The sequence below is a fragment of the Sphingobium sp. KCTC 72723 genome (assembly GCF_014280435.1).
GTDB lineage: Bacteria > Pseudomonadota > Alphaproteobacteria > Sphingomonadales > Sphingomonadaceae > Sphingobium.
On the sequence record NZ_CP060388.1, the window covers coordinates 569,404 to 591,595 of the forward strand.

The window sequence follows — 22,192 nt, forward strand, 5'->3', positions numbered from 1 at the left end:
TCCACGAAAGCCCGCTTCAAAAGACGGAAGTGCGTGTCAGAATCCGATAAACTGCGCGGCATGACCTTATCGCCTCCATTCGCCGCCTTCGCCCCTGCCATCCGCGCACCTTCGCCGCTGCGCCGGGCGATCACTGCCGCCTGCCGTCGCGAGGAGGCCGATGCCCTCGCGCCGCTGATCGATGCGGCCACGCTGCCCGCCGCCACCCGCGCCGCGATTGCAGAGACTGCCCGCGCCCTCGTCACGACGCTGCGCGCCAATCACAAGGGGACCGGCGTCGAAGGGCTGGTGCAGGAATATGCCCTGTCCAGTCAGGAAGGGGTGGCGCTGATGTGCCTAGCCGAGGCGCTGCTGCGCATCCCCGACGCGGCGACCTGCGACGCGCTGATCCGTGACAAGATCGCCGATGGCGACTGGGGTTCGCATCTGGGCGGTGACAAGTCGCTGTTCGTCAATGCCGCGACCTGGGGGCTGGTCGTCACCGGCAAGCTGGTCGGCAGCGTCGATGATCGCGGCCTTGGCGCGGCGCTTGCCCGCCTTGTTGCCCGCGCGGGGGAGCCAGTGATCCGGCGCGGCGTCGACCTGGCCATGCGCATGATGGGCGAACAGTTCGTCACTGGCGAAACTATCGGCCAAGCGCTCAAGCGCGCCAAGGTGATGGAAGCCAGGGGCTTCGGTTACAGCTATGACATGCTGGGCGAAGCGGCCACCACCGCCGCGGACGCCAGGCGCTATTATGCCGATTATGAGGCAGCGATCCACGCCATCGGCAAAGCCTCCGCCGGACGCGGCATCTATGCTGGTCCCGGCATATCGATCAAATTGTCCGCCCTTCACCCGCGTTACACCCGCGCGCAGGCCGGCCGTGTCATGGCGGAATTGCTCCCGCGTGTGCAGCAACTCGCCGCGCTGGCCAAAAGCTATGACATCGGGTTCAACATCGACGCGGAGGAAGCCGATCGGCTCGAACTCTCGCTCGACCTGCTCGAAAGCCTTGCCTTCCATAGCTCGCTTGGCGGCTGGAATGGCCTTGGCTTCGTGGTGCAGGGCTATGGCAAGCGCTGTCCGTTCGTCATCGACTGGATAGTGGATATGGCCCGCCGCGCCGATCGCCGCATCATGGTCCGGCTGGTCAAGGGCGCCTATTGGGACGCGGAAATCAAGCGGGCGCAAGTGGATGGCATTGTCCACTTCCCTGTCTACACGCGCAAGCTCCACACCGACATCGCCTATATCGCCTGCGCCCGAAAGCTGCTGGCCGCGCCCGACGCGGTGTTCCCGCAATTCGCCACCCATAATGCCCAGACGCTGGCGACCATCTACCAGATGGCCGGTCCCGATTTCTCCCATGGCAGCTACGAATTTCAGTGCCTGCACGGCATGGGCGAGCCGCTGTACGAACAGGTGGTGGGCGCGGGTAAGCTGGACCGGCCCTGCCGTATCTATGCGCCGGTCGGGACACATGAAACCTTGCTGGCCTATCTAGTCCGCCGCCTGCTGGAAAATGGCGCGAACAGCAGTTTCGTCAACCGCATCGCCGACCCCGCCGTGTCGGTCGAGGCGATGATCGCCGATCCGGTCGATACGCTTCGCCAGATGCCGCACCCCGGCGCCAGACATGACCAGATCGCGCTGCCCGCCGACCTCTATCCCGACCGCCGCAATTCCGACGGCATCGACCTGAGCAGCGAAAGCGCACTGGCCAGCCTGAGCGAGGCGCTACGCCACAGCGCGACGATCGACTGGACCGCCGCAGCCGAAGGGGGGGAGGGCGCGCGTCGCCCGGTGCATAACCCCGCCGATCATCGCGACATTGTCGGCATCGTCACGGAAGCGTCGCCGGACCAAGCCCGCGCTGCTGCCATCCGCGCCGCAGCTTCGCGCTGGGGCGACATTCCTGTGGCCGCCCGCGCGGCCACATTGGATCGCGCCGCCGACGCCATGCAGGCGCATATGCCCGTGCTGATCGGCCTGATCGTGCGCGAAGCAGGCAAGTCCGTCCCCAACGCGATCGGCGAAGTGCGTGAGGCGATCGACTTTTTGCGCTATTATGCGCAACAGGCCCGCGCCAGCTTCGGCCCGGCGCAGGCTCCGCTGGGCGTCGTCACCTGCATCAGCCCGTGGAACTTCCCGCTGGCGATCTTCACCGGGCAAATTGCCGCCGCGCTGGTGGCGGGCAATGCGGTGCTGGCCAAGCCAGCCGAAGAAACACCGCTGATCGCGGCTGAGGCCGTTCGCCTGCTCCACGAAGCGGGCGTTCCGACCGACGCTCTCCAACTCCTGCCCGGCGATGGCGCGATCGGTGCGGCTCTCGTCGCCGCGCCGCAGACCGCTGCGGTGATGTTCACCGGCTCGACGCAAGTTGCGCGTCTGATCCAGCGTCAATTGGCGACTCGCCCGTCGCCAGCGGGAAAACCCATCCCTTTGATCGCCGAAACAGGCGGCCAGAACGCGATGATCGTGGACAGCAGCGCGCTGGCCGAACAGGTGGTTGCCGACGTCATTGCCTCTGCCTTCGACAGTGCGGGTCAGCGCTGTTCGGCGTTGCGTGTCCTGTGCCTGCAAGAGGATATTGCCGATCGCACGCTCACCATGTTGAAGGGTGCGCTGGCCGAATTGCGGATCGGTCGCACCGATGCGCTGAACATCGACATCGGCCCTGTCATCACGGCTGAGGCGCGCGATGGCATCAGCGCCCATGTCGATGCGATGCGCGCACGCGGATGCAGGGTCGAGCAACTGCCGCTGCCGCCGCAAGCTGCCCATGGCACGTTCGTCGCGCCGACGATCATCGAAATCGACAGCATTGCCGACATCGGACGCGAGGTGTTCGGCCCGGTCCTCTATGTCCTGCGCTTTCGTCGCGATCGGCTCGACGCGCTGGTCGATGCGATCAACGCGACGGGCTATGGCCTGACATTCGGCCTGCACACCCGGCTGGACGAGACAGTCGCGCGCGTCACGTCGCGGGTGAAGGTCGGCAATATCTATGTGAACCGCAACGTCATCGGCGCCATCGTGGGGGTTCAGCCCTTTGGTGGCTGTGGCCTGTCCGGCACCGGACCCAAGGCGGGCGGGCCACTCTATCTGGGGCGGCTGGTGACCACGCCGCCTGCGGTTCTGGCTGCGCGTGTCGGTTCGCTGCAATCGCCGCTCCATGCCTTTGCCGACTGGCTCGACGGGCAGGGGGAAGCGGACGCTGCGTTTCAGGCGCGCCGTGTCGGTGATGCGTCTGCGCTGGGCATCGAACTGACATTGCCCGGCCCGGTCGGGGAAGCGAACATCTACGCCCTTCACCCGCGTGGCATGATCGCGCTATATCCCGCGACCCGTGTGGGGTTGTTCGGGCAAATGGCAGCGGTTCTGGCGACCGGCAATCGCGGTCAGGTGCAGGGGATGGCGCTACCTGCTGACTTGCCTGATAGCCTCGCGGCGCATTTCATCAGCGATACGCAAGCGCCGATCGCCGCCGCTCTGGTGGAGGGGGACGCTGACCGGGTTTCGACCATCGTTCAGACGGTTGCGGCCATGCCGGGGCGTATCGTTTCGGTTCATGCCGAACTGCCAGGCGGCGGCTATTGCCTCAGCTGGCTGCTGGAGGAAGTCTCCACTTCCATCAACACGACGGCAGCGGGCGGTAATGCCAGCCTGATGATGATTGGCTGACACGAAAAAGGGCAGCGACCCCAGTGATCGCCGCCCTTTTGCAAGCCTTTGACGAGATAGTCGCCGCGTTAGCGAGTGATACCCGCCCGCACCATCGTCACTTCGCCACTGGCCGCATAGGCGGCAGTGGCGTGCGCCTGCGCAGTCTGAGGGTCTTTGCCATCGACGATCGCGGCGATCTGCTGCGCGCTGGGTACCCGATCATACACCCCATACAGGTCGGTCTGGCCGACCATATGGATCGACAGCTTGTAGCCCGCGCCCTGCTTTGTCGGGTCGAACGACAGCACAGTGCCGCTGTCATCGACCGGCACGATGATCGCGCCGTCGCTACGCCCGGTCTGCTGGAGCATGTCGTAGCTGCCGTCGGCGGTCGCAACGGTTCCCCGGATGCACAAAGTATCGCGCCCTTCGCGTGGGATGCGGACATCCTGCGGCGCAGCAGCGTCGGTGGAGCGAACCGCGCTCAGGCGCGCCTGTCCCTGTTCGGCGGTCGGGCAAGCCCCAAAGCTGGCAGGCGTCGTGGCGTGCAGGCTGGCGGCATCATCCACGTTCAGATTGGCTAGCATCCCGTCCAGGCCCGCCAGCACTTCGGCGCGCCGTTCGGTCGGGCCAGTAACGCGGATCTTGACGATCCAGCGCCCGGCATGGACGAACCCGGCCGCCGTGGTCAGCGCGCCATCGGCGGCATCGTCATAGACAGCGCGGATCGCGGTACCTGGTTGGCCTGCGACGGCCGTGCTGGCATAGGCGCTGCGGTGCGTCCGGGTGCCGAACCGGGACATGATCGCCTTGTCGGTCATGTAAGCCGCCAGCGATGCGTCGGCATAGGTCGGCAGATAGACGTAGAGCGTCGCCTGCACCGCGCCATCTTCCGACAGATATTGCGCATAATTGTCCACCGCGCGTCCGCCATTGGACGCCTCACCGCTTTTGGCGAGCGATAGCGTGGCTACGCTCTGCGGCAGGCTGATGCCCGCCGCATTGGCGCGGATGGCTGTCTGTGTCGGTGTCCATGCTTCGGCATCGTCCGCCGCCCGCGCAATCGACGGCGCGGTCAGGCAGAGGGCCAAAGATAAGAGAAACCGGGCGCGCTTGGGCATTGGCATCCTTCTCCTGATCCAAACCGTCTTGGCGCGGCCTTGAATAGTTACAGGAAGGCTACAGACTATGCGCGCCCGCGCAAGTCCCTTCTTCAGGATGCAGGGGGGATTTGCGCCGGATATTGGGGCAGGGCGGGGTCATGATGCGCCCAGCCGGGGGCCGCGTCGGTCCAGATTTCGGCCTGCGGTCCGATCAGCCCCGTATCGTCCAGTGCGCCGGCGCGAATGATCGTCTGGTGCGGGCGCGATTCGGCCAGGCTGAATATCGGCGTGCCGCATTGCGGGCAAAAGCCGCGCCGCATCGCATTACCGCTGTCGGCGATGCCGGCGTGCCAGTGGACTTCCCCGGTGGTCGTAACCTTGTCCGTCGGAAAGACGATGTTCACCGTGCCTGATCCGCCGCCCAAATATTGGCACAGCCGGCACCAGCATTGCCGCGCCGCGATCGGCTCTGCGTCGATGCTGATGCGCACTGCGCCGCACAGGCATCCGGCTTGATGAGCCATGACTTATCGCCCCTGCCGCCGGGCCATGAAAGCCAGACGCTCGAACATCATGACATCCTGCTCATTTTTGAGCAGCGCGCCGTGCAACGGCGGGATCGCCTTGGTCGGATCGCTGTTTTGCAGCACGTCGAGCGGCATATCCTCGTTCAGCAGCAGTTTGAGCCAGTCGATCAGCTCGCTGGTGCTGGGCTTTTTCTTCAGGCCCGGCACGTCGCGGATTTCATAGAAAATATCCATCGCCCGGCTCACCAATATCTTCTGGATGTCGGGGAAATGCACGTCGACAATCGCCTGCATCGTGTCCCGATCGGGGAATTTGATATAGTGGAAGAAGCAGCGACGCAGAAAAGCGTCGGGCAATTCCTTTTCGTTATTCGACGTGATGATGACCACGGGACGTTCCTTGGCCGCGATCGTTTCGCCCGTTTCATAGACGTGGAACGCCATGCGATCGAGTTCCTGCAACAGGTCGTTGGGAAATTCGATGTCGGCCTTGTCGATTTCGTCGATCAGCAGCACGGGCAAAGTGGGGCTGGTAAAGGCTTCCCACATCTTGCCCTTGCGAATGTAATTGCCAATGTCGTGAACGCGCGGGTCGCCCAATTGCCCATCGCGCAGGCGCGCGACGGCATCATATTCGTACAAGCCCTGATGCGCCTTGGTCGTCGATTTGACGTTCCATTCGATCAGCGGCGCGCCGAGCGCCGTCGCGATCTCCTGCGCCAGCACAGTCTTGCCGGTGCCTGGCTCACCCTTCACCAGCAACGGTCGCCGCAGCAGGATGGCGGCATTGACCGCGACTTTCAGATCGTCGGTAGCGACATAATCGGGCGTGCCTTCAAAGCGCATGTCTGTCCGTCCATTTGCCTGTCAATATAGCGGGACTAGGCAAAGGGCCGCGCGGAAGCAAGCCGCGCGGGCGCTATTCAGATCTGGCGCGCGCGCACGTCGGCGCGGGCGGCCAGCAAATCCCACAGGCCACGATGCTGGTTCAGCAACTGGCGCGCGCCGAACTGGATCGCCCGGTCGGTCGCATCGTCCCCGCCGATCGCACGGGCAATATCCAGCGTGACGGCGCGTTCGGGGAGAGTGCAGCGCTGTGGCTCCAGCCCCGCGCGGATCGCCGCCATGTCCAGAACATGGCGCACCGCGCGCCAATCCAGCACCAGCGCAATCGCCGCGCCCATGGCACAACCGCGCCGGTCGGACTGGGCCAGCATGTCGAGTGCATGGCGCTGCTGCCCAACGGTAGTTTCGCAATCGGCCTGACCCGCCGTGCTGGGGACCGGGCCAGCCGCAACTGTTACCTGGGTCAGATAAGCGCGCTCCACCGAAAAGGCGTCCGCCGTTTCGATCAGCCAGGCGCGAGCGGCATTGTCGGCCGAACGGTTGGCTGCATGATCGATGACGCCGGGATGGCGTCCATGCAGCAGGCAGAGATAATAGGCGGCGTCGGCAAGATCGCCCAGCGAGAGCAGTGCATCGCGCGACACGCTGCTGCTGGCGCGATTGGCATAGGGGTGTGCCGCCGTGCCATCGGCCGCCACCAGCGCCTCCAATATCCGCGATATGTCGCCAAACTGATAGCGTGGTGCCGCTTCGCTCATAATATGAAAATCCCTGTAAACCCCGGACCGCCAGCGGGGATTTGACGGGCAAGCTAGGCAATCGGGGTAAAGGAGCAGTTTACGGCCCAACAAAAAAGGGCGGCCCGTGCAGGCCGCCCTTCGAAAATATGCGGAAACCGCTATTTACTGGTCGAGGAAACTGCGCATCTTGCGGCTGCGCGACGGGTGCTTGAGCTTGCGCAGCGCCTTCGCCTCGATCTGACGGATGCGTTCGCGAGTCACGCTGAACTGCTGGCCCACTTCCTCCAGCGTATGATCGGTGTTCATGCCGATGCCAAAGCGCATCCGCAGCACGCGCTCCTCACGCGGCGTCAGCGACGCCAGAACGCGGGTGACCGTTTCCTTCAGGTTCGCCTGAATCGCGGCATCCACGGGGATGATCGCATTCTTGTCCTCGATGAAATCGCCCAGATGCGAATCCTCCTCATCGCCGATCGGCGTTTCGAGGGAGATCGGCTCCTTGGCGATCTTCATCACCTTGCGGACCTTTTCCAGCGGCATGGACAGACGCTCTGCCATTTCCTCCGGGGTCGGTTCGCGGCCCTGTTCGTGCAGGAACTGGCGGCTGGTGCGGACCAGCTTGTTGATCGTTTCGATCATATGGACCGGAATACGGATGGTCCGCGCCTGATCCGCGATCGAACGGGTGATCGCCTGACGGATCCACCAGGTCGCATAAGTGCTAAACTTGTAGCCGCGCCGATATTCGAACTTATCGACCGCTTTCATCAGGCCAATGTTACCTTCTTGAATAAGATCAAGGAATTGCAGGCCACGGTTCGTATATTTTTTAGCGATGGAGATGACGAGACGCAGGTTCGCTTCGACCATTTCCTTCTTGGCGATGCGTGCCTCACGCTCGCCCTTCTGCACCATGTTGACGATGCGGCGAAACTCGCTGAGCGACATGCCGGTCGCCTGCGCGATTTCGCCAACCTCGTTGCGGATGCGATCGACCGCGCGCCCTTCGGCAGCGACGAAGGCGGACCATTTCTTGTCCAGGCCCGAAACCTTGTCCAGCCAGCCATCGTCCAGCTCATGGTTCACATAGCGATCGAGGAAATCCTTGCGCGGCACCTTGTGCCGTTCGGCCAGACGTAGCATCTGCCCGCCCAGCGCGGTCAGGCGCCGGTTATAAGCGTAAAGCTGATCGACCAGATATTCGATCTTCTGCTGGTGGAACTGGACGCTTTCGACCTGCGCGGTCAGGCTTTCGCGCAATTCCTGATATTCGTCTTCCGACTTCTGGCTCAGCGCGTCGCCATTGGCCAGCGCGACCATGCGCTTGGCCTGCACATTGGAGAATGCACGGAAGATTTCGGTGATGGTCGCAAACTTCTCCAGCGCCATCGGCTTGAGCGTTTCTTCCATCTGCGCGAGCGAAAGAGTATTGTCTTCCTCTTCTTCTTCCTCGGCTGCCCGGCGCGTGCGCCGTTCGGTCAGGCCATCCTCATCCTCATCGGCGTCGGCGGATTCTTCTTCGGGTTCTTCTTCTTCCTTGAAGCTGGGACCAGCGGTCTTTTCGCTGATCTCGCCATCATCGTCTTCGGCACCCTCTTCCAGATTCTCCGGTGCAGGATCCTTGGAAAGCATCGCATCGAGATCGAGAATCTCGCGCAGCTGCATTTCGCCATTGTTGAGCGCCGTCGACCATTCGATGATTGCATTGAAAGTCGTCGGGCTTTCGCACAGGCCCAGAATCATGGTGTCGCGACCGGCCTCGATCCGCTTGGCGATGGCGATTTCGCCCTCACGGCTCAGCAATTCCACCGCGCCCATTTCGCGCAGATACATGCGCACCGGGTCGTCGGTCCGGTCGACTGTTTCCTTCTTCTTTTCGGTGATCAGCTTGGGACCGCCGTCGTCATCGGCGCTGTCGTCGTTCGAATCATCGTCGCTGTCGTCGCGCTGCGGCTCCTCGCCGTCCTCGCTCGCTTCTTCATTTTCGACGATGTTGACGCCCATGTCGTTGAGCGCGGACATGACGTCCTCGATCTGCTCGGACGACATCTGGTCCTGCGGCAGCGCTTCGTTCAGCTCGTCATAGGTGATGTAGCCGCGCTTTTTGGCGCGGGAAATCAGCTTTTTGACCGATGCCTCGTTAAGGTCGAGCAGGGGGGCGTCGCCACCTTCATCCCCGCCTTCGCCTGCACCTGTACTTTTGCTGTTCGCCTTGGTCGCCATCTATTCGCCTTAACTCCGCCGCCCCTTTTGACGGGACGGTCCTGAAATCAATCAATGTCTTGCGGCTGGGCGAGTTCCGCCAGCCGCTGGTCATGTTCCGCCTTCAGCGCGCGGATGCGCTGCTGCTGTGCGAAATTGGCTTCGCTGAAATCACTTTCAAACCGCCGTGTCGATTCTGCCAGTGCTGCTTCCAGCTCCGGTCCTTGCGCCATCACCCCGATGGCCTCCTCCAGATCACGCGAAAGGCGGCTGGCGTCGGGGATCATCCTGTTGGGGGTGAATGTGAACGTGTCGGCCCGAAGCATCCCCTTCGCCATATTATACACTTCACCTTGCCCCAATATGGTAAGGAGGGTGTCGGTTACAACTGTTTCTTTGCGCATCGACGCAGCAATCATTGCGGCGAGCAATTCGGCAAGGACCGGATCGGCCACATGCAGGCTCGACAATGTCTCGCGGTGACGCGGAATCTGCTCCGGGTGCCGTAGCAGGCTGGCCAGCACAGCGCGCAGCAGACGCTGCTCCATGCCCGTTGCGCCGATCGCCCGTGCCTCTGCGCCCGCAGGGGCCAAGGGGGCTTTCCAATTGCCCTTCCGGTCGCGCTGCCACCGACCCGCCGCGCCCCCGCCTTGCCCACGCGGGGCGGCATTGAACGCCGGGCGCGCAAAGAACAGCGCATCATAGCGTTCACGAAAGGCATGGGCATAATGGGCGCGCACGTCGGAATGCTGGATCGCCTCGGTAATCGCGCCCAGCCGCTGTTTGAGCGCGGCCTTCTGCTCCGGCGTATCGAGCGGGGCTACGCTTTGTTCGTGATTCCACAGCCGGTCGACCAGCGGCTGTGCGTTGGTCAGAACGGCGTTCATTGCCGCTGGCCCTTCGGCCCGGATCAGATCGTCGGGATCCTTCCCCACGGGCAGCGTCGCAAAGGCCAGGCTGTGGCCCGGACGCAACAGGGGGAGGGCGCGCATTGCCGCACGAATCGCTGCTTTTTGTCCGGCGCTATCGCCATCGAAGCAAAGGATCGGCACTTCGACCATCTTCCACAATCGCTCGATCTGATGCTCGGTCAGTGCGGTTCCCAGCGGCGCGACAGCATCGCCAAAGCCCGCCTGCGCCAGCGCGATTACGTCCATATAGCCTTCGACCACGATGACCCGGCCCGTATTACGGCTGGCAGGCGAAGCGCGATCGATATTGTAAAGCGTGCGCCCCTTGTCGAACAAAGGCGTGTCGGGGGAATTGAGATATTTGGGTTCGCCCGCGCCCAATATCCGCCCGCCAAAGGCAATCACGCGCCCGCGAATGTCGCGGATCGGCAGCATCAGGCGACCCCGGAAGCGGTCATAGCTGTCGCGCTTGGTCGCCCGCTTCGCGTCAGCCTCCAGCGCATCGGGGTCGATCAGCAGGCCCGCTTCGACCAGCATCGGGTCGCCAAATTCCTTGAGCGCGCTTTTCAACCGCCCGCGCGAATCCGGCGAATAGCCAAAGCCGAACGCCCGCCGCGTCGCATCGCTGATGCCACGCTTGGCCAGATAGGCGCGCGCCTCCGCCCCGTCGATCCCGCCCAATTGTTCTTCGAAGAAACTCTGCGCTGCGGCCATTGCGTCATGCAGCCCCTTGGCCGCCTCCGCCCGCTTGGCTGCGCGCGGATCGGGCGCAGGCACGTCCATGCTGGCCGCCTGCGCCAGTTCCTTGACCGCCTCCATGAAGGGCAGGCCGCGTTGGTCGGTCATCCACCGGATCGCGTCGCCATGCGCCCCGCACCCGAAGCAGTGGTAGAAGCCCTTTTCATCGTTGATCGTGAAGCTGGGCGTCTTTTCGTTATGGAACGGGCAGCACGCCTTATATTCACGCCCGGCCTTCGTCACCTTGATCGTGCGACCGATCAGGGTGGACAGCGACGTGCGCATCCGCAGTTCGTCAAGGAAGGCAGGGGTCAGGGACATAGGTTAAACTATATCGCCCCCAACAGGATTTTTACGCAAGAGCCGCCTTCACCAGCCCACTCGCCTTGCTCATGTCGATGACGCTGCCGTGGCGCTCCTTCAGCACCGCCATCACCTTGCCCATATCCTTCACGCTGGCCGCGCCGACTTCCGCCTTGATGCCTTCGATCGCGGCCTTGGTATCGGCTTCGCTCATCTGCGCGGGCAGGAAGCTTTCGATCACGTCCAGTTCGGCCTGTTCCTTGGCCGCCAGCTCATCGCGTCCGCCGGTGGTGAACATCTCGATCGATTCGCGGCGCTGCTTCACCATCTTCTGAAGCACGTCGACAACCACCACATCATCGTCCGGCACGCTCGACGCGGTGCGCAGTTCGATGTCGCGGTCCTTCAATTTGGCCAGGATCAGGCGCACGGCGGCCAGCTTTTCCTTGTCGCCAGCCTTCATGGCGGTGATCTGGGCGCTCTTGATGGTATCGCGAATCATCGACGAATGAATCCTGTTTCTTGCGGAAAGGAGCAGATATAACGGCAAAAGAGATTTTTAACAGACGTTGACCGAGAGGCTCAGCGGGCATAGGTGACCGGCCGTTTAACCCGCATCAGACGGGTTCCCGCAAAAGCATGAAGGACGCTTAGACCATGGCTGACGCCAAGACCCTCATTGTGCCCAAAGGAGCGACAGGGGTCGTGGTATTTGCCGATGGCAGCGCGGTATTCGGGCGCGGCTTTGGCGCAATTGGCGAAGCGGTCGGCGAACTCTGCTTCAACACGTCGATCACCGGCTATCAGGAGATCATGACCGATCCTTCCTACGCCGGGCAGATCATCAATTTCACTTTCCCCCATATCGGCAATGTCGGCACCAATCTGGACGATGTAGAGGCGGACAGCCCCTATGCGCTGGGCTGCATCGTGCGGCAGGATGTGACCGCGCCCAGCAATTTCCGCAACGTCGAACCCTTCGACCAGTGGATGGCGCAAAAGGGCCGCATTGGCCTTGCCGGGGTCGATACCCGCGCGCTCACTCGCCTGATCCGCGTCAAGGGCGCGCCCAATGTCGTCATCGCCCACGATCCCGAAGGCGCGTTCGACATCGCGGCACTCGCGGCCAAGGCGGCTTCCTGGCCGGGCCTTGAAGGCATGGACCTGGCCATCGCAGTCACGGGGCAGGAAACGCGGCTATGGAAAGATGGCGGCTGGACGCTTGCCACCGGCTATGATGTCGACGCCACCGACCGGATCGAAACCGTTGCGGCAGGCTATCCCGCCGTCGGCGAAGATGGTGAGGCTTTGCTGTTCACCGAAGATCAGGCACCCACCGCCACGCCGCGCCCGCATGTCGTCGCGCTCGATTATGGCGCGAAGAATAATATCTTCCGCAATCTGGTGCAGGCCGGCGCGCGCGTCACCGTGCTGCCCGCCACCGCGACGTTCGAACAGATTATGGACCTGTCGCCCGACGGCGTGTTCCTGTCCAACGGTCCGGGTGATCCCGCCGCGACCGGCACCTATGCCGTCCCGGTCATCGCCGCGCTGCTGACCGAAAATGTGCCGATCTTCGGTATCTGCCTTGGCCATCAGTTGCTGGGGCTGGCCGTGGGCGCAAAGACGATCAAGATGCATCAGGGCCATCGCGGCGCGAACCATCCGGTCAAGCGACTGGACGACGGCCTCGTCGAAATCACCAGCATGAACCATGGTTTCGCGGTGGACGCCGCCACGCTGCCCGCCAACGCGCGCACGACTCATATCTCGCTATTCGACGGCAGCAATTGCGGCATCGAACTGACCGACCGCAACGCCTTCTCGGTCCAGTATCACCCCGAAGCCTCACCCGGCCCGCAGGACAGTTTCTACCTGTTCAAACGCTTCGTGGATGGCCTGAAAAAGCCGGTGGCGGCATGAGCATCAAGCTGCCCCCCGTCGATGAAGCGCGCCTGGCCGCCGAGTGGGAAGCGGACCGCGAAGTCCTCGCCAACCTCGCCGCCAATGGCGACAAGGCAATGATCCCGCGCGCCGTGGACGTCAGCTTCAAGGGCAATGACAAGGATTTCGACCGCGTCCTGGAAATCGCCAGCCAGTTCGGCATGGTCGAACTGGATCGCGAAGAAGATGAGGATGGCGACCTGTTCCTGTTCCTCGAATGTGAGCAAGCCGTGGACGAAGCCTCCATCCGCGCCCTGACCAAGAAATGCCTCCAGATCGAAATCCTCTGCGGCGTCGAATATGACGGCTGGGGGTGCGAGGCACGGACGGGGGCGGTGCATTGAGCGCCACGACACATATTCTGCGCAACAGCGCCTATACTCATAAATCAGAGGCCAAATAATGCCCAAACGCAACGACATCTCCTCCATCCTCATCATCGGCGCTGGCCCGATCATCATCGGTCAGGCGTGCGAGTTCGATTATTCGGGCACGCAGGCGGTGAAGGCGCTCAAGGAAGAGGGCTATCGCATCATCCTGGTCAATTCCAACCCGGCCACGATCATGACCGACCCGGAATTTGCCGATGCGACCTATATCGAGCCGATCACGCCCGAAATCGTGGCGAAGATCATCGAGAAGGAGCGGCCCGACGCGGTGTTGCCGACGATGGGCGGGCAGACCGCGCTCAACACCGCGCTGGCCCTGTTCAACGACGGCACGCTGGAGAAATATGGCGTCCAGATGATCGGCGCGGACGCCGAAGCGATCGACAAGGCGGAGGACCGGATCAAGTTCCGCGACGCGATGGACAAGATCGGGCTGGAATCCGCCCGTTCGCGCGTCGCGCACACGATGGACGAAGCGTTGGCCGCGCTGGAATTTACCGGTCTGCCATCCATCATCCGCCCCAGCTTCACCATGGGCGGCACCGGCGGCGGCATCGCCTATAATCGCGACGAGTTCATGAACATCGTGCGCGGCGGGCTTGACGCATCGCCCACCACCGAAGTCCTGATCGAGGAATCGCTGCTCGGCTGGAAAGAATATGAGATGGAAGTCGTGCGGGACCGCAACGACAATTGCATCATCATCTGCTCGATCGAAAATGTCGATCCGATGGGCGTCCATACCGGCGATTCCATCACCGTCGCCCCGGCGCTGACGCTGACCGACAAGGAATATCAGATCATGCGCAACGCATCCATTGCGGTGCTGCGCGAAATCGGTGTCGAAACAGGCGGTTCCAACGTGCAGTTCGCGGTCAATCCGAAGGATGGCCGCCTGATCGTGATCGAAATGAACCCGCGCGTGTCGCGCTCGTCCGCGCTCGCGTCCAAAGCCACCGGCTTCCCGATCGCCAAGGTCGCGGCCAAGCTGGCTGTGGGATACACGCTGGACGAAATCACCAACGACATCACCGGCGCGACGCCTGCGTCGTTTGAGCCGACGATCGACTATGTCGTGACCAAAATCCCGCGTTTCGCTTTTGAGAAGTTCAAGGGTGCGGAGCCTTTGCTTGGCACCGCGATGAAGTCGGTCGGCGAAGTCATGGCGATTGGCCGCAACATCCATGAATCGATGCAGAAGGCGCTGCGCGGTCTGGAAACCGGGCTGTCGGGCTTTAATCAGGTCGATCATCTGGTCGGCGCGCCCAAGGACGACATCATCGCCGCACTCGCCACCCCCACGCCCGACCGGTTGCTGGTCGCGGCGCAGGCATTGCGCGAAGGGCTGAGCGTCGCGGAAATCCACGCTATCGCCAAATTCGACCCCTGGTTCCTCGACCGGATCAAGGAAATCGTCGATGCCGAGGGCGAGGTGCTGGAAAATGGCTTGCCGCAGGATGCCGACGCCATGCGCCGCCTTAAATCCATGGGCTTTTCCGACAAGCGCCTCGCCTGGCTGGCGCTCAAGTCCGCCAATCTGCGCGGCATGGAACGTGGCATCGCGCGCGGTTCGGGCCTGATCCACGAAGCGGTCAAGGCCATGACCGGCGGCGTGACCGAGGAAGAAGTGCGCACGCTGCGCCACAAGCTGGGCGTGCGCCCGGTGTTCAAGCGCATCGACACCTGCGCCGCCGAGTTCGAGGCGAAAACGCCTTATATGTATTCGACCTACGAAGCGCCGATTTTTGGCGAGGCGGAGAATGAATCCGCGCCGACCGACCGTGAAAAGATCGTCATTCTGGGCGGCGGGCCGAACCGGATCGGGCAGGGAATCGAGTTCGACTATTGCTGCGTCCATGCCTGTTTCGCGCTGAGCGAAGCGGGGTATGAAACCATCATGGTCAACTGCAACCCAGAAACCGTGTCGACCGATTATGACACGTCCGACCGCCTCTATTTCGAGCCGCTGACGGCAGAGGATGTGCTGGAAATCCTCGACATCGAAAAGTCGAACGGCACATTGAAGGGCGTGATCGTCCAGTTTGGCGGCCAGACCCCGCTCAAGCTGGCGCAGGCGCTGGAGGATGCGGGCATCCCCATCCTTGGCACCTCGCCCGACGCCATCGATCTGGCCGAGGATCGCGAGCGGTTCGCCGCGCTGATCGACAAGCTCAAGCTGCTCCAGCCCGCCAACGGCATCGCCCGTTCGCGTGAGGAAGCCATCGCCGTCGCCAACCGTATCGGCTACCCGGTCCTCATGCGTCCGTCCTATGTCCTTGGTGGCCGCGCGATGGAGATTGTCGACGGTCAGGCGCAACTGGAAGAATATATCACGACGGCCGTGAAAGTGTCGGGCGACTCGCCGGTGCTGATCGACCAATATCTGCGCGACGCGATCGAAGTGGACGTCGATGCGCTGTGCGATGGCGTCGATGTGGTCGTCGCAGGCGTGCTCCAGCATATCGAGGAAGCGGGCGTCCATTCCGGCGACAGCGCCTGCTCGCTGCCGCCCTACAGCCTGAGCGACGAAATCATCGCGGAAATCGAGCGCCAGACCAAGGTGCTGGCCCACGCCCTGTCGGTCCACGGCCTGATGAACATCCAGTTCGCGGTTAAGGACGGCACGGTCTATTTGATCGAGGTGAACCCGCGCGCCAGCCGCACCGTTCCCTTTGTCGCCAAGGCAATCGGCACCCCCATCGCCAAGATCGCTTCGCGCGTGATGGCGGGCGAAATGTTGAAAGATTTGCCGACGATCGACCGTAACGCGATCAATCATGTCGCGGTCAAGGAAGCGGTATTCCCGTTCGGTCGCTTCCCCGGTGTCGATCCCGTCCTCTCGCCGGAAATGAAAAGCACCGGCGAAGTCATGGGAATCGATAGCGATTTTGCCACCGCCTTTGCCAAGGCGCAGATCGGGGCAGGCACCATCTTGCCCACTGGCGGCACCGTATTCATTTCGCTCAAGGACAGTGACAAGCCCGTCATCCTGCCCGCTGCGCGCAAGCTGGTGGACATGGGTTTCCGCATCATCGCGACGACCGGCACCGCCGCCTTCCTTGCCGAAAGCGGTATCGCGGTGGAAATCGTGAACAAGGTGGCACAGGGTCGTCCGCACATTGTGGACCGGATCACAGACGGCGATGTGGCGCTGATCTTCAACACGACCGAAGGCTGGCAATCGCTCAAGGACAGCAAGGCGATCCGCATCGGCGCCCTGCGCGCCCGCATCGCCAGCTTCACTACGGCCGCTGCCAGCGTCGCTGCGGCGGACGCGATCGAGGCTTTACGGGGTCATGCCCTTGAAGTGCGGTCGCTCCAGTCCTATTATCCCCTGTCGCAAGCCTGATCCCCTGCACCAGGAACCACGCTGCGGGCGGCTCGATGTTCGGGCCGCCAAAGGGAAGTTTTGACGAAGGATTTGCAAGAATGGCGACCGTCGAGAAGATGCCGATGCTGCAAATGGGCTATGACAAGCTCATAGCGCATCTGCGTGAACTGAAGGCCGAACGCCCGTTGATCGTGGACGCCATCGAGGAAGCGCGCGCCCATGGCGACCTGTCCGAAAATGCCGAATATCATGCGGCCAAGGAACGGCAGGGCCAGGTCGAAGCGACGATTTCCGACCTGGAAGACAAATTGTCGCGCGCGCAGATTATCGATCCCAAGAGCCTGTCGGGTAACAAGATCGTGTTCGGTGCGACCGTCAAGCTGCTGGACGAAGACGACAAGCCTGTCACTTACCAGATCGTTGGCCAGGCCGAAGCGGATGCCAAGCAGGGCATGATTTCGTACAACAGCCCGCTGGGTCGCGCGCTGATCGGCCGTCAGGTCGGGGAAGATGTCGAAGTGTCCGTTCCGGCGGGCGACAAATCCTATCTGGTCGAAAAAATCGAATTTATCTGATCGTGAAATTGCCCGCAGGCAGGATGACAAATGGCATCGCGGCGATCACCTTCGTCGCGTTCGTCATTCTGTATCTGTCGGGCAGGATTGACGATGCCGCCATCATTGGCGGCTTCATTCCGGCACGGATCGGCGATCCGGCCTTGCTGGATGGCATGGCCGCGATTCCCGTCTGGCTGACGCCGCTCACCTGCGCCTTCATCCATGCCGGGTGGATGCATGTTGCCTTCAACCTGCTGATGCTGGTCTTTTGCGGGCGGCAGGTGGAACATGTGTTGGACAAGGGGGCAACGCTCCTGCTGTACGTCGCGGGTGCCTATGGCGCGTGCGCGGTGCAGTGGGCGATCGACCCGGCCTCGCTCAATCCCATGGTCGGTGCCAGCGGCGCTATTTCCGCGATCATCGCCACCTACGCGCTTCTCTACAGCCAGCAGAAAGTGCGCGCGGTTGGCCCGCTTTCCGCCAATATCGTGCGTCTGCTCTGGCTGGCGGGTGCCTGGATCGCAATCCAGTTGATGATCGGCGTCGCTACGACAGCCGGGCAGGGCGGGGGCGGATTGAGCGATCTGGGCCGGATCGCGGTTGCCGCGCATATCGGCGGCTTCCTTGTGGGGCTGGCGCTGACGCGACCGTTGCTGCGGTGGCGCTTTCGAAAGCGGCCCCAGCCCCTCAACTAAGGCTTTATGCTGCGGGCAATTCCGGCTCCAGCAAACGATGCAGATGCACGATCACATAGCGCATTTCGGCATCGTCGACCGTGCGCTGTGCCGCGCTGCGCCATGCCTTTTCGGCGGACGCATAGTCGGGAAATACCCCGACCAGATCGACCTTGCTCAGATCCTGAAATTCCAATGTCTGTGGATCGGTGACGCGACCGCCCATCACCAGGTGCATTTTGCTCATGGCGTTATATTATCTCCCTTGGATGAACCGCCACACTAGCAGTGCAGCACGACCCATCCAAGGGGGACGAAAGGCGCAACGGCGTGCTTTTGACGCCGATGCGATTAGTTTTTCGGCAATCGTGCCTTGATGGCTTCGCCCAGCGCGTCGATCCGTTGCGTCACCAGCGCTGCGACATCGTCCGCCAGCTTGGAAGCCTTGGCCGGAATCTCGGCGCTGCTCACGCTTTCGCGTGCATTGGCGGCTACATCGCCGGCACTATGCAAGGCATGGGCCGCGCCCTGCTTGACGCTTTCCGCACCTTCCGCCGCAGCCGCTCGCGCGGCCACAGCGGCTTCGACGATACGCGATCCGGCGGTCATGGCGAAGCCGGGCAAGGCTTTCATCGCCGCGCGGCTCTTGGGGAACATCCATGCGACGACGGCACCGACCACGACTGCGCCAGCCACCGCCGCAACGGGATGTTCCTGCACGATCTCATTGGCACGGGTAGCGGCCCGTTGTGTCCGGTCGCGCGCGTCGCCATAAACGGTGCTGGCCTTGTCACGGCCGGTCTGGATCAGTTCGCCCGCACCTTCGCGGGCTTTTTCCGTGCCGTCCTTGATCCGGTCGGTAGCATGGGTGGCGGCATCGTTCGCCGCTTCGCGAACGCGAGCCAGTTGAGCGCGGACATCAGCCATCATCAGTCTCCGAATTTTCAGTTTTGGGGTTCCCAAGACGAACGTATAGCCGTCCGAAAAGTGCCGTCACGGGGCGGCGGAACAGGAACAGGCCAAAAGCGCCAAGGGCAGCGCCAACCGCTACCGGGCGCTGCTGCGCCTTGGCCGCGCCGACGGCAATGCCTTCCAGCACGGTGCCGGTGACCTTGTCGACCACATCCTGTTTCAGCCGGGCAGGGGAAATGCGCGCTTTTGCGTCACTTGCGCTGGTCAGCAACTGCACCCGCGCATCGTCCGCGCGGGCAGCGGCCGCGCGATAGGCCCGTTCGCGGCTCATGGCGCAATTGCCTTCTTCATGCGAGTGATGGACGATTTTGCGAGCAGCAGCAGCAGCAGCGCCACGACCATGCTGGCACCCAGGACCGCAAAGGTCGCCCAAAGCGGGCCAAGCCGTGGCGCCAGCGCGATGATCAACCCGATCAGGAAAGCGACGATGCTGGCAAACACCAGCATCAACGCCACGGTGACGAAAATCGCCGCGTTGCGCACCGCGCCGCCGACGATCCCGATGCGCAGCTTCTGCTTTTCCGCTTCCGCCGACGCATAGGCGCGACCGTCCGTATAAAGCCGGGCCATGACTTCGCGTACCGTTTCGTCGGGTGCGCGATCGTCAGGACCATGGGCTTCGTCAGGGCGAGAGACACCCTGTCCTTCGGTCGGCGGCATGACCGCCGCGTCCGCTGGCTGCTCTGTCAAACTATCCTCCGTCCTGTTTGCCGGAACCTGCGTTCCGGCGTCAGGCAGGCCAAATTACGCCTTGTCGTCCGAACCCTTGGCCAGGCGCATCAGAACGAAACCGACCACCGCCGCAGCGCCAATTGCCACGGCCGGGCTTTTGCGGACGAAATCCTTGGCTTCGGCCAGCAACTGGTCGACATCCTTGCCGTCCAGCGTGTCCGCTGCGCCTGCCACGGATTCGGCGGCCTGCCGGGCATAATCGCCATATTGCGGACCCAGCTTCGCGTCGACCGTTCCTGCGGTTTCGGTGATCAATTTGGCCAGGCTTTGCATCGCCGATCCGGTCTTGACCTTGGCCGTACCAGCCGCCGATTTGGCGGTCTTGCCAGCCTGTTCCTTGATCGGGTCGATATGCGCTTTCCAATCTACGGCGCTCAGCGTTTCGGTGGCGCTCTTCACGGCCTTTTCCGCCTTCGCCTTGACCGGCGCGATCTGGGCGCTCCATCCGCTCGCCACTGCGCCATTGCCCGTCTTTTTGGCTGCGGGCTTGCGCGTCACTGCCTTCTTGACCGGAACGGTTTTCACGGCCGTCGTCTTGGGGCTGGGCGCGCTTAGCGGTTTCGCCTTGGCGGGTTTGGCGACAGGCGTTTTGCGCGCGCGCTTGACCGGCGGGGTTTCCGGGGTGTCGGCCATGGTCCTCATTCTCCCTCAACGTCGAAATATAGGCACCCTGCATTGCGGGGGCGTCACTCTGTCCAAATGCTTTGCAGTCGAACACAGTTCCGTTGCCGTTACATTTTCGACCATCGGCATTTTTTCGGTCCATGCAAGCCCCGCGATGCCCAATGCGGATTGCCAAGCCACAGGGGGCTGGTTAAGCGGAGCGCGAAACAGGCCTTTGCCTGCCGTTACGACGCTAAGTGCAGGGAGCGATCATGACTGCCATTCTCGACATTCACGCCCGTCAGATTCTCGACAGCCGGGGCAACCCCACGGTCGAAGTCGACGTCATGCTGGAAGACGGCAGCTTCGGCCGCGCCGCCGTGCCATCGGGTGCGTCCACCGGCGCCTACGAAGCTGTGGAAAAGCGCGACGGCGACAAGAGCAAATATCTGGGCAAGGGCGTGCTTCAGGCCGTTGCCGCCGTCAACGATGCGATCGCGGGCGAACTGATCGGCCTGGAGGCCGAGGATCAGGGTGAAGTCGACGCTGCGATGATCGCGCTGGACGGCACCGACAATAAGTCGAACCTGGGCGCCAACGCCATTCTGGGCGTCAGCCTGGCGGTGGCGAAGGCTGCGGCCGATGCGCGTGGCCTGCCGCTCTATCGCTATGTCGGCGGCGTGTCCGCGCATGTGTTGCCGGTGCCGATGATGAACATCATCAACGGCGGCGAACATGCCGACAATCCGATCGATTTTCAGGAATTCATGATCATGCCGGTCGGTGCGGAAAGCATTGCCGACGCTGTGCGGATCGGTTCGGAAATTTTCCACACCCTCAAAAAGGGTCTGCATGACAAGGGGCTGGCCACCTCGGTCGGCGACGAAGGCGGTTTTGCCCCCAACATCGCCTCGACCCGCGACGCGCTCGACTTCATCATGCTGTCGATCGAAAAGGCCGGATACAAGCCGGGCGACGATGTCGTCCTCGCGCTCGATTGTGCCGCGACCGAATTTTTCAAAAACGGCAAATATGAGATTTCGGGCGAAGGCCTGTCCCTCAGCCCGGTCGAAATGGCCGATTATCTTGCCGCACTGGCCGCCGATTATCCGATCAAGTCGATCGAGGACGGCATGAGCGAGGATGATTTCGAAGGCTGGAAGGCGTTGACCGACAAGATCGGCAATAGTGTCCAGCTGGTCGGCGACGATCTGTTCGTGACCAATCCCAAGCGTCTGGCGATGGGCATCGACATGGGGCTGGCCAATTCGCTGCTGGTCAAGGTGAACCAGATCGGCACGCTCAGCGAAACGCTGGCAGCGGTCAATATGGCGCATCGCGCGCGCTACACCGCTGTCATGTCGCACCGTTCGGGTGAGACGGAAGATTATACGATCGCCGACCTCGCCGTCGCGACCAACTGCGGCCAGATCAAGACCGGATCGCTGGCGCGGTCCGACCGGCTTGCCAAATATAACCAGCTCATCCGTATCGAGGAAGAACTGGGCGATATCGCAGTCTATGCCGGGCGCTCGATTTTCCGCTAAAACAGCTTCAAGGATTCGGTTGGCCGCAAGTTAACTATTTTTCGCTTGCGGCCGACCCCTTCCTGTGATTCTTCTGACGCATGGCGCATATCGCTAAACTTCGTCTCCTGCTTCTGTCGGCCCTTGGCCCTGCGATTGCGCTGCTTCTGCTGCTGTTCTTCGCGGGCTATGTCGTGTTGGGGTCGAACGGCGTGCTGGCATGGGGCGATTATTCGCGCCAACTGCGCACGGCGCAGGCTGAACTGGCCCGCACCCAGGCGATTGGCGCGGAATTGCGCAATCGCGTCGATCTGCTCAACCCGCGCCGCGTCGACCCTGACCTGTCGGACGAACTGATCCGTCGCCAGCTTGGCGTCATCCATCATGATGAAGTGATCGTTCCGCTCAACTGAGCTTCGTGCGCAAAAAGGGGGCGGTTTTCCACC

General features: G+C 62.6%; 20 protein-coding genes. 8 read left to right on the top strand and 12 right to left on the bottom strand.

Features of this window, described 5'->3' with window-relative positions:
- Positions 1-60 precede the first annotated feature (60 nt).
- Positions 61-3,666 (top strand): trifunctional transcriptional regulator/proline dehydrogenase/L-glutamate gamma-semialdehyde dehydrogenase, encoded by a 3,606-nt coding sequence (gene putA, locus SPBM01_RS02960; protein WP_188063940.1) that lies wholly within the window; start codon positions 61-63, stop codon positions 3,664-3,666.
- 68 nt (positions 3,667-3,734) lie between these two features.
- On the opposite strand, the gene SPBM01_RS02965 is transcribed toward putA, so the two are convergent.
- The 7 genes from SPBM01_RS02965 to SPBM01_RS02995 form a co-directional block, all read right to left on the bottom strand.
- Positions 3,735-4,769 carry a hypothetical protein gene (locus SPBM01_RS02965; RefSeq protein WP_188065527.1) on the bottom strand — a complete coding sequence of 345 codons (1,035 nt, stop codon included), beginning with the start codon at positions 4,767-4,769 and terminating at the stop codon, positions 3,735-3,737.
- Between the two features lie 92 nt (positions 4,770-4,861).
- Positions 4,862-5,275: a GFA family protein gene (locus SPBM01_RS02970; protein ID WP_188063941.1), complete on the bottom strand. Its 414-nt coding sequence runs from the start codon at positions 5,273-5,275 to the stop codon at positions 4,862-4,864.
- Positions 5,276-5,278: 3 nt separating this feature from the next.
- The gene (locus tag SPBM01_RS02975) at positions 5,279-6,124 is read right to left on the bottom strand and encodes an AAA family ATPase (RefSeq protein WP_188063942.1); all 846 of its coding nucleotides are present in this window, start codon (positions 6,122-6,124) and stop codon (positions 5,279-5,281) included.
- A 77-nt stretch (positions 6,125-6,201) separates the two neighbouring features.
- Entirely contained in the window at positions 6,202-6,882 is a 681-nt protein-coding gene (locus tag SPBM01_RS02980; protein ID WP_188063943.1) for a DUF6975 family protein, read from the bottom strand.
- 144 nt (positions 6,883-7,026) lie between these two features.
- Positions 7,027-9,087: an RNA polymerase sigma factor RpoD gene (gene rpoD, locus SPBM01_RS02985; protein ID WP_188063944.1), complete on the bottom strand. Its 2,061-nt coding sequence runs from the start codon at positions 9,085-9,087 to the stop codon at positions 7,027-7,029.
- Positions 9,088-9,134: 47 nt separating this feature from the next.
- Complete coding sequence (gene dnaG / locus SPBM01_RS02990) at positions 9,135-11,036, bottom strand: DNA primase (RefSeq protein WP_188063945.1); 1,902 nt, start codon at positions 11,034-11,036, stop codon at positions 9,135-9,137.
- A 31-nt stretch (positions 11,037-11,067) separates the two neighbouring features.
- On the bottom strand, positions 11,068-11,520 hold the full coding sequence (locus SPBM01_RS02995; protein WP_188063946.1) for a GatB/YqeY domain-containing protein: 453 nt from the start codon (positions 11,518-11,520) through the stop codon (positions 11,068-11,070).
- A gap of 155 nt (positions 11,521-11,675) precedes the next feature.
- On the opposite strand from SPBM01_RS02995, the gene carA reads away from it, so the two are divergent.
- The 5 genes from carA to SPBM01_RS03020 all read left to right on the top strand — a co-directional run bounded on the left by carA (position 11,676) and on the right by SPBM01_RS03020 (position 17,934).
- The gene (gene carA / locus SPBM01_RS03000) at positions 11,676-12,941 is read left to right on the top strand and encodes a glutamine-hydrolyzing carbamoyl-phosphate synthase small subunit (RefSeq protein WP_188063947.1); all 1,266 of its coding nucleotides are present in this window, start codon (positions 11,676-11,678) and stop codon (positions 12,939-12,941) included.
- Entirely contained in the window at positions 12,938-13,306 is a 369-nt protein-coding gene (locus SPBM01_RS03005) for a ribonuclease E inhibitor RraB (RefSeq protein WP_006963288.1), read from the top strand. The genes carA and SPBM01_RS03005 overlap by 4 nt, the downstream gene beginning before the upstream one ends.
- A gap of 58 nt (positions 13,307-13,364) precedes the next feature.
- Entirely contained in the window at positions 13,365-16,700 is a 3,336-nt protein-coding gene (carB, locus tag SPBM01_RS03010; protein WP_188063948.1) for a carbamoyl-phosphate synthase large subunit, read from the top strand.
- Positions 16,701-16,780: 80 nt separating this feature from the next.
- A complete protein-coding gene (greA, locus tag SPBM01_RS03015) occupies positions 16,781-17,257 on the top strand; it encodes a transcription elongation factor GreA (protein ID WP_188063949.1) in 477 nt (158 codons plus the stop codon).
- Positions 17,258-17,280: 23 nt separating this feature from the next.
- Entirely contained in the window at positions 17,281-17,934 is a 654-nt protein-coding gene (locus SPBM01_RS03020; RefSeq protein ID WP_188063950.1) for a rhomboid family intramembrane serine protease, read from the top strand.
- A 4-nt stretch (positions 17,935-17,938) separates the two neighbouring features.
- On the opposite strand, the gene SPBM01_RS03025 is transcribed toward SPBM01_RS03020, so the two are convergent.
- The 5 genes from SPBM01_RS03025 to SPBM01_RS03045 all read right to left on the bottom strand — a co-directional run bounded on the left by SPBM01_RS03025 (position 17,939) and on the right by SPBM01_RS03045 (position 20,250).
- On the bottom strand, positions 17,939-18,160 hold the full coding sequence (locus SPBM01_RS03025) for a DUF4170 domain-containing protein (protein WP_188063951.1): 222 nt from the start codon (positions 18,158-18,160) through the stop codon (positions 17,939-17,941).
- 104 nt (positions 18,161-18,264) lie between these two features.
- Positions 18,265-18,840, bottom strand: coding sequence for a DUF883 family protein (locus SPBM01_RS03030; RefSeq protein WP_188065528.1), 576 nt, complete (start codon positions 18,838-18,840; stop codon positions 18,265-18,267).
- Positions 18,833-19,156: a hypothetical protein gene (locus tag SPBM01_RS03035; protein ID WP_188063952.1), complete on the bottom strand. Its 324-nt coding sequence runs from the start codon at positions 19,154-19,156 to the stop codon at positions 18,833-18,835. Before SPBM01_RS03035 ends, SPBM01_RS03030 begins: the two co-directional genes overlap by 8 nt.
- Positions 19,153-19,575 carry a phage holin family protein gene (locus tag SPBM01_RS03040; RefSeq protein WP_262504312.1) on the bottom strand — a complete coding sequence of 141 codons (423 nt, stop codon included), beginning with the start codon at positions 19,573-19,575 and terminating at the stop codon, positions 19,153-19,155. Before SPBM01_RS03040 ends, SPBM01_RS03035 begins: the two co-directional genes overlap by 4 nt.
- A 54-nt stretch (positions 19,576-19,629) precedes the next feature.
- Positions 19,630-20,250, bottom strand: coding sequence for a hypothetical protein (locus tag SPBM01_RS03045; RefSeq protein ID WP_188063953.1), 621 nt, complete (start codon positions 20,248-20,250; stop codon positions 19,630-19,632).
- 242 nt (positions 20,251-20,492) lie between these two features.
- On the opposite strand from SPBM01_RS03045, the gene eno reads away from it, so the two are divergent.
- Both eno and SPBM01_RS03055 read left to right on the top strand, forming a co-directional pair.
- Positions 20,493-21,767, top strand: a complete 1,275-nt coding sequence (gene eno / locus SPBM01_RS03050) for a phosphopyruvate hydratase (protein WP_188063954.1) — start codon at positions 20,493-20,495, stop codon at positions 21,765-21,767.
- A gap of 80 nt (positions 21,768-21,847) precedes the next feature.
- Entirely contained in the window at positions 21,848-22,159 is a 312-nt protein-coding gene (locus tag SPBM01_RS03055) for an FtsB family cell division protein (RefSeq protein ID WP_188063955.1), read from the top strand.
- The last annotated feature ends 33 nt before the right edge of the window (positions 22,160-22,192 follow it).

Coding starts and splice junctions, on each gene's coding strand:
- putA (WP_188063940.1), top strand. CDS start 61: ATGACCTTATCGCCTCCATTCGCCGCCTTCGCCCCTGCCATCCGCGCA.
- SPBM01_RS02965 (WP_188065527.1), bottom strand. CDS start 4,769: ATGCCCAAGCGCGCCCGGTTTCTCTTATCTTTGGCCCTCTGCCTGACC.
- SPBM01_RS02970 (WP_188063941.1), bottom strand. CDS start 5,275: ATGGCTCATCAAGCCGGATGCCTGTGCGGCGCAGTGCGCATCAGCATC.
- SPBM01_RS02975 (WP_188063942.1), bottom strand. CDS start 6,124: ATGCGCTTTGAAGGCACGCCCGATTATGTCGCTACCGACGATCTGAAA.
- SPBM01_RS02980 (WP_188063943.1), bottom strand. CDS start 6,882: ATGAGCGAAGCGGCACCACGCTATCAGTTTGGCGACATATCGCGGATA.
- rpoD (WP_188063944.1), bottom strand. CDS start 9,087: ATGGCGACCAAGGCGAACAGCAAAAGTACAGGTGCAGGCGAAGGCGGG.
- dnaG (WP_188063945.1), bottom strand. CDS start 11,036: ATGTCCCTGACCCCTGCCTTCCTTGACGAACTGCGGATGCGCACGTCG.
- SPBM01_RS02995 (WP_188063946.1), bottom strand. CDS start 11,520: ATGATTCGCGATACCATCAAGAGCGCCCAGATCACCGCCATGAAGGCT.
- carA (WP_188063947.1), top strand. CDS start 11,676: ATGGCTGACGCCAAGACCCTCATTGTGCCCAAAGGAGCGACAGGGGTC.
- SPBM01_RS03005 (WP_006963288.1), top strand. CDS start 12,938: ATGAGCATCAAGCTGCCCCCCGTCGATGAAGCGCGCCTGGCCGCCGAG.
- carB (WP_188063948.1), top strand. CDS start 13,365: ATGCCCAAACGCAACGACATCTCCTCCATCCTCATCATCGGCGCTGGC.
- greA (WP_188063949.1), top strand. CDS start 16,781: ATGGCGACCGTCGAGAAGATGCCGATGCTGCAAATGGGCTATGACAAG.
- SPBM01_RS03020 (WP_188063950.1), top strand. CDS start 17,281: ATGACAAATGGCATCGCGGCGATCACCTTCGTCGCGTTCGTCATTCTG.
- SPBM01_RS03025 (WP_188063951.1), bottom strand. CDS start 18,160: ATGAGCAAAATGCACCTGGTGATGGGCGGTCGCGTCACCGATCCACAG.
- SPBM01_RS03030 (WP_188065528.1), bottom strand. CDS start 18,840: ATGGCTGATGTCCGCGCTCAACTGGCTCGCGTTCGCGAAGCGGCGAAC.
- SPBM01_RS03035 (WP_188063952.1), bottom strand. CDS start 19,156: ATGAGCCGCGAACGGGCCTATCGCGCGGCCGCTGCCCGCGCGGACGAT.
- SPBM01_RS03045 (WP_188063953.1), bottom strand. CDS start 20,250: ATGGCCGACACCCCGGAAACCCCGCCGGTCAAGCGCGCGCGCAAAACG.
- eno (WP_188063954.1), top strand. CDS start 20,493: ATGACTGCCATTCTCGACATTCACGCCCGTCAGATTCTCGACAGCCGG.
- SPBM01_RS03055 (WP_188063955.1), top strand. CDS start 21,848: ATGGCGCATATCGCTAAACTTCGTCTCCTGCTTCTGTCGGCCCTTGGC.